The sequence below is a fragment of the uncultured Streptococcus sp. genome (genome assembly GCF_963545685.1).
Classification (GTDB): domain Bacteria; phylum Bacillota; class Bacilli; order Lactobacillales; family Streptococcaceae; genus Streptococcus.
The window spans coordinates 1-10,405 of the sequence record NZ_CAUUKN010000048.1 but is presented as its reverse complement, the minus strand read 5'-3'; the positions used below and the strand labels follow the sequence as shown (position 1 = coordinate 10,405).

Sequence of the window (10,405 nt, the reverse complement as noted above, 5' to 3'; positions counted from 1 at the left end):
CGCTCTTCCAAGCTCTTTTGAAAACGGTCAAAAATACCCGTTCCAAAGATTTTCTTCAAAATTTGAGTCTTAGTCTTGGAATCTTCTTTCAAGAAACGGCTAAAATCATTTTGAGGTAGGAGGATAATCTGTTTGAACTGCTCGGCATTGAGACCCAAAATCTGCTCAATCTGGTCACTAACTTCTTTGATTTTATCCCCAAGCTTTTCAATTTCCTGACCACCAATCTTATCCACAATGACTAGAGAAGCCATCGCTTTTTGCATGGTCGTGCCACCACCTCGCTTTGCCCTCTCCTGCTGGAGAATACGCTCGATGCGATAAAGATGGTTTCCTTGTTGAAAGTAGAAAGTCACCTTGGTCAAATCATCCTCTGGACCAGCAAAGGTTGACCGCATCTCTTCAACATTGCGATCACCACTGGTCGTGGCAAACAAGGCCACTGTCATAGCATCAAAGAGGGTACTCTTACCTGCCCCCGTGTCCCCACCAATCAAAAAGAGGGGAGCATGGTCAAACTGAGTGAAATTGATAACTTCCTTACGATAAGGTCCAAAATTGGTCAATTCTAGCTGAACTGGTCTCATTGTCGACTCCTCCCAATCTCCTCAAAAATACTTTCCACAAGGGCAGTCTGTCTCTCAGACAAGACATCGCCCCCAGTCACTGTCTGGTAAAAATCAAATACGATTTCTTGAGGTGACTGCATTTCCAAATCTTTTAAGTGCTGATCAACAGTCAAATTTTCTTCCCTTGCATCACCTAGACGACTGAAGGTAATTTCGACAATGTCTGTCCCATAAATTTCTTCCAGTCGGGCACGCACATTGATGCCCTCTAATTCCTTACGGCTAGACAGTTGAATATCAAAGGCAAACCAGGCCTTTTGACAAGGCTGCTCCTGATAAAATCCAGGTGACATCAAGGTTTCAAAAGGCGCCTGTAAGACCACAATCGGCCGTCCGACCTCTAGAGGATGGAAGGTCTGAGACAAATCACCAGACGCATCCAATTCAAGAATATAGACACCCTTTTCTTCCTTACGCTTGGCTTCCTTGACATTAAAGGCAATCGGACTTCCTGAATATTGCACGCGCTTGGTCGGACTGGCAAAGCGCGTATGGATATGCCCTAAGGCCACATAATCGAAAGCCTTGAAAAGGCCACTGGTCACATTGGTAAGACCACCTACCGTATTGCTAGTTTCAGACAACATCAATTCCCGAAGACTTTGACCATCTTGGTCCTCCTTCTTAGAAACCGCAAAATGCGTCACCAAAATATGGGCTTTTTCAGGATTAAAAGCTTTTTCCATATCCTTAATAATGTAGTTCAAGGCATCACCAATCCCCTGAATTTCCTTATCCTCATCGTCCTTATAGTAAATACGGGCATCAATAGGGTCGATAAAGGGAAGCAGGAAAATCTGGCAATCCTCCAACTCAATGGGCTCAAAAGCCTCCTCCAAACGTGTGCTTAAATGAAGACCCTGAGGTTGAAAGAAGTCACGTCCAAAATGTAAACGTTCAGCTCCATCGTGATTACCGCTGATAGCATAGACAGGAATCTGCTCCTCCAATACCAAACGGGCCAAGGTATTATTAAAAAGCTTAATCGCATCCACAGGGGGCACCGCACGGTCATAGAGGTCACCAGCAATGATGACCCCATCCACTTTTTCGCTAATAGCCAAATCCACTATCTGTTGAAAAGCCCACTCCTGCTCCTCTAACAAAGACCAGCCATTGAGGGTTCGACCCACATGCCAATCTGACGTATGTAAAAACTTCATGACAGTCTCCTCATTCGTTTTGTCTTATTCTATTGTACCTTATCAAGCTAAATACTGCTTAAAAGTTTCACAGGCCTTGATAGTTTTCCCGATTTTTAGTTGTAAAGACCAAAAAATCCCTCCCAAGCTATTCCTACTCGAGAGAGATTTTATTTTTGGAATTTATGAGAGATAGGATTTGGAAATCTTAGTCTTGGTTTTTACGACGATTCATAGTCGCAAGCCCAGCCATAAGTCCCATGACAACAACACCCATTGCTGCAAGGTTATTATCTGACTCACCTGTCACTGGCAATTGTTCATCGCCTTCTTTAGCTTTATCAGAACCATCTGCCTTCTTACCGTCTTTGTTTCCAGATTTCTTCTTATCTGAATCTTTACCATCTGAAGCACCATCAGCATCTGATCCAGAGCCAGAACCCTTAGCCCCTTTAGAACCGTTTGAACTTGCTTTCACAGCTTTAGAGGTTGAGCTTCCAGATTGACCACCATTGCCATTTGAAGGTGTTGAGCCATCTTCAACCTTACGGTAAATGTAAGTCACGACTGTTTGACCTTCTGTCATCTTGTCTGTCGATTTACCTTCTTGACGAATCAATTCGTATTTCACACCATTACGGTAGATGTAACGGTCACCGTGGACGTCAACGTCAGCACCAACAGAGTTTGTGATAACAAGTGGCATCTTGATTTGATTACCATATTCATCACGATAGATAACCACAATCGTACCAATGTCTTTATTTGTTGGCTTAGCAGGTTCTGCGTTAGTCAGCTTGTAAACAACCTTTGTATCTTCACCTGGGTTGCTTGGTGTCACACCAGTCTGATCAGCCTTGTAACCTTTAACTTCAGGAACAAGTGTCATAGCAGCCTTAGTTGGATCGTTAGGATCATTTGTGTAAGAAACTGCTTCAACGCCTGGGATTGGATTGCCTTTTTCGTCAACAGCGATAATCTTACCAAATTTAGTGTAGGTTACAGTCTCAACCTTGCTGTCCATAGTGACATCTTGAGCAGCCACACGACCTTTATCGGCGAAGTAACCGTTAACTACTGGTGTGATGACGAGATCAAACTTAGTCTTATCAGCTTTCCATTCACCTGCTGTAAGAATGTCACCTGTTACAGAATCAAGCGTCAATGAACGTTTCCATTGAGCCTTTTGAACACTGTCTGCTGGCAATTTAGCATTGCTATCTTTACTTGCGTAATGAACAGTGTAGGTTACATCCTTGATATAAGCATCCTTAGCAGGCCATTTTGGACCATTAGGTTGGTTAGGATAGATTGGAGTTCCTGGTTCGTGAGCATTATCTGGATCAAAGTCAAGTGCTACACGTTTGAAGCTTACTGTCCAAGCTTGATCCACTGCACTATCCAAATCAAATGTTGCACCAGCTGGGTAACCATCTGTCACAAGGACATAACCAAGGTCTTGGTAGTGTTTGATACGATCAGCCGTTGAGTAGTTAACCGCTTCACCAGACTTACCAGCCAAAGCAACTGTTTCAAGAGTTGAACCACTTGTTTCATCACGGTAAGTAACACTTGCTTTTTGGTCATCCTTAACGTAAACAACCTTAGTATCGCTAGACAAGTCATCTGGTGTTGCAGGTACTACCTTAGCAGTGTAACCTGGGATAGTTGGCAAATTCTTGTCAACTGCAATCATCTTAGTTGGATCGTTAGGATCATTGATGTAGGCAGTATCAGAAACACCTGGAATTGGGTTACCATTTTCATCGACAATGACAAACTTACCAAAGGCTTTGTAAGTTACTGTATCAGTCGCTTCTGGAGCATCTGGAGTTACTGTCTTACCACCTGCTACGGCTTTATCCGCAAAGTAACCATTAACAACAGGAACCTTAACCGTACCGTAAGTGTGGCTAGTTTCGTTCCATGTCACTTTACCAGTAGCTTGGTTATCCTTACCAACAAAGGTATAGTCAGATTTCACATCTGTAGCTGGCGTCTTGTCACCTGCACCTTGGAAGGTAACAGTCTGTTTAGTCGCCTTAGTCACATCGTTAACAATTGCTACGAAAACAACACGTGTATCTTCACCTGGATTTGATGGTGATGCAGGGATAACCTTAACAGTGTAGCCAGGAATGCTTGGAAGAGTCTTGTCGATAGCAATCATCTTAGTCGCATCATCTGGATCGTTAGTGTAGGCAGTTGTTGATACACCTGGAATTGGATTACCATCTTCATCCACAGCGATAAATTTACCAAAGGCTTTGTAAGTTACGGTATCTGTTGCATCTGGTGCATCCGGAGTGACTGTCTTGCCACCTGCTACGGCTTTATCTGCATAGTAACCAATGACAACTGGAGTCTTGACCGTTCCATAAGTGTGAGTCGTTTCTGTCCAAGTTGTTGTATTAGTTGTAGGATCTTCTTTACCGTTGAAGCTAAAGTCATTTTGAGTGTTAGCAGCTGGTGTCTTAATGTCAGCACCAGTATAAGTCACTGTTTGACTTGTTGCCTTAGTCACATCTTTAGTGTCTTTTTCAACAATAATGTGGTAACGGTAACCAGGAGCTAGGTATTGACCACCGCCATTGGCATCAATCGAAGCGTCCAAACCTTGTGAACCATTGGCAAATTGAACAAGGTCAACAACACGACTCTGGTTAAGGGCCCAAGTACGATCTGAGCGAATGGTTGCAACACCATTTGTATAGTCATATTGACGTTCTGATTTTAAGACATCTACGTAAGCATTAGCTTTAGATTTGTCAGCAGACGCATACTTGATACGATAACCTGCTGGTACTGGTGGAAGCTCTGTTACACCAGCATCGTAGATTTTATTGTAAGTCTGACCGTTTGCAGTGATTGTTTCAGTTGAGTTGTTGATACGATATGTTGAAGAGCCAGGAATCTTGTTTCCTGCTTCATCAACGTAGTCAATAATACCAAGGTTGGCATAGTTTACGACAACCATGTAGTTACCATTTGTAATGTAGTCATAAGGTCTCAAAACCCCACGATTATCACGACCAACTTTAAGATTGTTTATGTAATCAATGTTAACAAAGTATTGTTGACGTTCTGGCAAATAGGCAAGTTTGTAGCCTAGGTTTGTCAAATCAGGGTTTGTTGAACCTGATCCAGCATTTGTCAAAACAGCAACCGCATCAGCTGAACGAAGGTTACGATTTGATACCGCAAGCCCCATAGCGTTGATGAGATTTTCAGAGTTAAGACTTGCTTCAGCAGCATTCAATTCACTGCTTGTTACAGCCAATTCGCTAGTAGCTACTTTAAGGGCGCTATCTACAGCCTTGGTTGTAGACTCTGCACTTGCTGTCTCTGCTGCAGTCGCAACTGGAGTAGCCGCAATTGTTTGTGCTGATACTTGTCCAGCAACAGAAGTTTCTGCTACAGCTGTTGAACTAAGAGCTTGAGCACTGGTAGCTACAGTAGAAAGGTTTGTTGCTGCTGCAGATTCTGAGCTCGCTTGAGATGCAGCTTGAGAAGCTACTTCTGAACTAGCTGCTGTTTGACTAGTCCCTGAAGTTGCTTGGCTGTCTTGTGCTGCTGATTGTGGCTGTTCGCTGGCCAAAGCTACAGTAGACACTGAGCTTGGTGCACTTTCTGTTGTTGCTGGTGCTACTGATGCAGTTGTTGGCGTTGATTGCTCCACAACCACATCTGGTTCAGCAGTTGTTTCCATACCTGCAGTAGTCGGTGCAACCGTTTCATCAGCTTGAGCGCCCTGTCCATTCGAGAAGATTGAAACTCCCAAAAGGACAGAGGCTACACCAAAACTGTATTTTCTTAATGAAAAACGTTGGCGTTTATTAAACATATCTCTCATAATAATAAATTTCCTCAATATCCAAATTACTTTATATACAGTTTCCATTTTATACTACAATTATTAAATTGTCAAATATATAATGATTATTGTTCTAAAATTTAACTTTTATTAGAGAATATTAATTTAAAACTTTTATATAAGTCCTTTGAAACATCAAAACGTTCGTGCTTTCGTTTTGCAAAATATTACTTTTTGTCAGCTTTGTAATTTTCAAAATATTTTTAACTGGTAGCCCTTTTTATTAAAAATAATCATTTCCGATACGATATTATTTGATTTTGATGCCATTTATTAAAATACAAATTTTATACTATCAAAAAGAATATTTTTTAAACCTCCCAACTCACATAGCACTGGTTGATTTCTAAACCCCTTGTCACTACTAGCTTTGTGGACTTCTTAGCACAAGATTTTAAGAAAGACTCAAAAATCCCCTCGGCTTTTGGCCAAAGGGGATTCTTTCATCTATTATTTGAAAATAGAACTTGTGAAACTATCTGTCTCTTGTAGGAGTTTCTTATAAACAGCTTCTTTGAGTTTCGTCGTATGGCTTGTTGACACAGATTTATTACCCTTATTATCTGTTTTAATACTTGCAGCATCTTTTGCTACTGCAGCCTTAAACAAGGCTAATAAATCATCGTAAGAGCTTACTGTTGTGCCGTCAATTGTAACTGTCGTCAAACCATGTGACGCTTTGTCTTTCACTTCTTTGAAGTAGGCCTTCTTGAAGGCTTCTAGTGAGTTGAACTGACCATCAGAAATCTTGCTAATGATAAAGTCATCTCCAAGAGTGTCCTTACCAGCCGCTTTTGCTTCTTGTTTATACTTGTTCGTCGCATAACCTAGGAAGCCTTTTTCATAGCCATAGTAACCCCAGAGTCTGAAGGTGTTATGCTTGAAGGACATGGCTCCTGGAGAGCCCTCACTGGTATTACCACCATAAATAGCAGACATCATAGGGACATTGACATAGGCAGAAGAGAAATCATCTGGTTTATAGACTCCATTACCAGGTCCACGATTGGTCATGAAGTTATTATCTACAAGGTCATCAATAGAGGTCAAGTTAATAGCCTTTTCACTTTCATTTAGAGCACGGACCTGATCATATTGATTTTTACTATTACCTCGTAGCTGTTTATCTACCTTCTTGAACCAGGCGTTATTGAGCTCTTGATTGCCTTGACTGAGGACCGCTTCCCCTTCAAGTGAGTCAAGAAGCATGAGGGTATCGTTGTAACCCCTCATGTAACGGTCAATGGCTTCACGTGAGTTCAACTTGTTTGGATTAGTGTTGTACCACTGATTACCGTCGTTTTCTCTTTCAAAGGCCATGTTAAGTCCCAAGGCGCCGTATTCACCTTGATGCCCCTGAGTAGCTGGTGATTGAAGAAGACCTTGGGCATAAGCTTCAACGTCTGTTCCTTCACGACGACCATAATCTCCAAAGTAGGCAATACGGTCATTGATGTGGGTAGTTTCATGCGTGAAGGCCGAAGCACCGTACTCACTAATCATGTTAGACATGACGAAAGTAACTTTGGCACGATTATCGTAAGGATTGTCATAGATGGCAGCATAAGCACCAGCCATGGCTCCGTTGTCTCCATAGTACTCACCAACTGGACCATAGATTTCACGGATTGGCGCATAGACTTCCGTACTGTCTTTAAATTGGCCGTAGCGCTCTGGCCAACCTGGCCAACCATGACCCCAGACATAGAAGCCTTCCCAGACAGGAATGACAATATCTTTGAACAATCTGTCTTTAACTTTGTCTGTAGCCAATCTATGCCAGAAATCAAGGTAGTTGATTTGACGTTGGGCAGCTAGATCAATCTCAGGTTTCAGTTTTTCAAGAGTCGTATTGTACTTGTTAGCTGTTCCATAAGACATGGTGTCATAGGTTGAAATCAAGAACATCTCTGTCTTATCAAGATTCAATAATGGTAGAATCATTTTTCTGTGTAGGCCACGTGTTAAGTTATCGTAAGCACGATACTTGTGCTCACCGACACCTTCATTTTGTGAAGCTTTCTCTACAACATAGACCTTGTCCTTAGTGGCATCGATGAACCAATCATTCATATTGTCGATATTAGTGAATAATTCTCTATTATAGTTTAGGAAACTATTTAAATCTCCAGATTTCGTATATTTAGCTAGAACTTCACCGAAAGCATCATATGTTCTGGATCCACTGATATTATTTTCCTTAGAGCCAATTTCAATTAAACGGTCAAGGACATCCACATTTTTACCATAGAAATCTGGCTTGAAGAGCATAATTTCTTTGATATTGACATCATCAAACTTAACTCCGTAATAACGATTCAAGTAGGTCAAACCTAGTAAGAGGGCAGCCTTATTTTTCTCAACCTTGTCAAGAATCATCTGTTGAGTAGCAGGTGATTGGTTAAGCTGGTGATCCTCATTTTCAACCAGCTTAGTCACAAGCTTAGTTAAATTAGCCTTAACAGCCTCAAAACTTTCTTCCAAGAAGAGGTTCTTAATGGCATTTACTCTATTTGGACCGGTACGACCAAGTTTTTGGTAAATTGGATCAGACTGCAACTCAATCGGTTTAAGGATATCCACAATACCATTGATAAGACTTGAGTGATCTTTTTGAACGATATTCGGAGTGTACTTGATACCCAAATCAGTAACCGTATACTCCTTAACGTTGCTCAAACCTTCTGAACTATCTGAAAGCTTGAAGTAGTCTTTAGTACCATCAGCATAGTGAACAATAATCTTGTTAGCATCGCTTAGGTCTGTGACAAAATTACTGTCTTTCATTGGTGTCACTGAAAGTACTTCTTTGGTATTCAGGTTATGGTCTTTATCAAGTTTATTGGCTTGATAAACAATGTAATCCTTGTTATAGAATGGCTGGAGTTTCTCCATATTTTTATAAGCCTGTTTGTATGCTGGATTATAGTCTTGAATATTGGCAAAATCAGCTTGACTAGAAACATTATTAAGAGTATTGAACTCATAAGGTTCGCTGACAAATGTATCAGCTGTGATCTTGTAGCCTTCAACACGCTTATCAGCTTCTTCCTTAGTCAAATGTTTGAGCTTATTCGGACTCTTAATATCTCTACCAGTACCATCTTCGGCCGAGCTGTAACCAACAACGCCAAAGAGATCTTTGATGTATGGTCCACCATCTTCGTCATCAACATCATTAGAAGCAAAGATTTCTTGACCTTTGACAACCTTGGCATAGGTCACGTTGTCTTGAACAGCTCCGTAAGGCCAAGTCTTGGCAACAATACCACCGACATATCTTGTGTTTTTAACATCAAGAATACCTTTAGCTACTGAATTTGTTACCCTTGCCTTAGTTCCTGATTTCCAACTGTTGAGCATGTAGGTAACAAATGGCACTAGCATACTTGCATTGGCATTATTGGCCGTAATAGTTGCATCCACATAAGCTCTGTTAACAAATCCCATGTAGTTTGAGCCAGCAATCCCACCAACTGTCGAGTTATTACCGACAGAGTTAATCTTACCAATGAACGCGACATTTTCTATCTTGCCATCTTCATCAATCTTATTGACAATACCTGCAACGTCATTATTACCAGTAACTGAACCAGTCACCTTAACATCTTCAATCAGACCTTTGTTTTTAAGGTTAAATCCAACTGTCGCTATTTGATTCTGACCTGGGCGATTGATGTCTACATTTTCAAAGTTGATATTCTTGATAGTTCCGCCATTGATGACATTAAACAATGGATGCTCTAAATCATAGATGGCATAGCGTTTGTCACCATCACTTAGCAACTTACCAGTAAATTCGGTCGTAATGTATGATTTTCCGTTTGGAACGACGTGACGAGCACTCATACTTTGACCCAGTCTAAATTCACCTGATGGATTAGCCTGAATGGCATTGACCAACTCAGCAAAATCATAGTAAACATTGGCTTGACTGGCCTTGGGTTTCTCAATGTAATAGCTATAAGTTTGCGCAAAATGGTTTTGGGCATCACGTTGCACCAAATTGTCCGCTTCTGCAGTTACCTTATAAACCTCCTTGCCATCAACTGTTGTTTCTTCGATGGCTTTCACTGCCAAGTAAGTGGTCTTCTGATTCGCAGAAGTCATCTTCAAGTAGTAATTCGTGAGATCCTGAGGTACAGCTGTCAGGCGGGTCTCATCCACCTCTGTTTGATTGTCATACTTAATCAAATCTGTACGTGCAAAATCTTTAAGCTCAACCTTCTTGAGATCAAGTTGGATAGTTTGGTCTGCCAAAACCTGATTCTCCTCACCATTGCCACGATCAAAGGTCATGGTTGTTGTAAGAGTATAAGGCTTGTAATAGTCTAAGTTTGTTAAATCAGCCGTCAAGGTCGTGATAGGAATATTAAGCGTTTGGACAACCTGTCCGTCTTTCTTAAGTACCGCTTTAATAGTCGTGATAGCTGCTGAACCTGGATTCGTCAAGTTGTAGCTAAGTTTAGCACTACGACCCAAATCATCCTTGTCAATCTGTGTCAGCGTAAGCACTGGTTTTTCAGAAATCTTAGCACCTTTGCGAACGATACGATCTTGGACAGGAACTAGTACTGTTTCAGTTACAGTTGGTTCTTCGGCAGTCTTATTACCCTTATAAGTTTTATAAACCTTGGTAATTTTAGTTTGTCCTTTTTGTCCTTCTTGGGCAACCTGCAAAGTGCCTTTCTCAAGTGTATCATCGTCTTGGACAATTTCTTTAAATGGAAGCTCTACAATAGATTCTTCAGTCGTTGTTC

At 41.2% G+C, this 10,405-nt stretch carries 4 protein-coding genes; all 4 read right to left on the bottom strand.

What is annotated here, in order from left to right; translation table 11 throughout:
* Positions 1-587, bottom strand: a 587-nt coding sequence (locus tag RWZ99_RS07710; protein ID WP_314677731.1) for an AAA family ATPase, incomplete at its 3' end; no start/stop codon positions are given.
* The gene (locus tag RWZ99_RS07705; protein ID WP_314677729.1) at positions 584-1,792 is read right to left on the bottom strand and encodes an exonuclease SbcCD subunit D; all 1,209 of its coding nucleotides are present in this window, start codon (positions 1,790-1,792) and stop codon (positions 584-586) included. The genes RWZ99_RS07710 and RWZ99_RS07705, both read right to left, overlap by 4 nt.
* A 187-nt stretch (positions 1,793-1,979) precedes the next feature.
* Positions 1,980-5,624 (bottom strand): mucin-binding protein, encoded by a 3,645-nt coding sequence (locus RWZ99_RS07700; protein WP_314677728.1) that lies wholly within the window; start codon positions 5,622-5,624, stop codon positions 1,980-1,982.
* Positions 5,625-6,095: 471 nt separating this feature from the next.
* Positions 6,096-10,405: ZmpA/ZmpB/ZmpC family metallo-endopeptidase (locus RWZ99_RS07695; RefSeq protein WP_314677727.1), on the bottom strand; the 4,310-nt coding region annotated here is incomplete at its 5' end.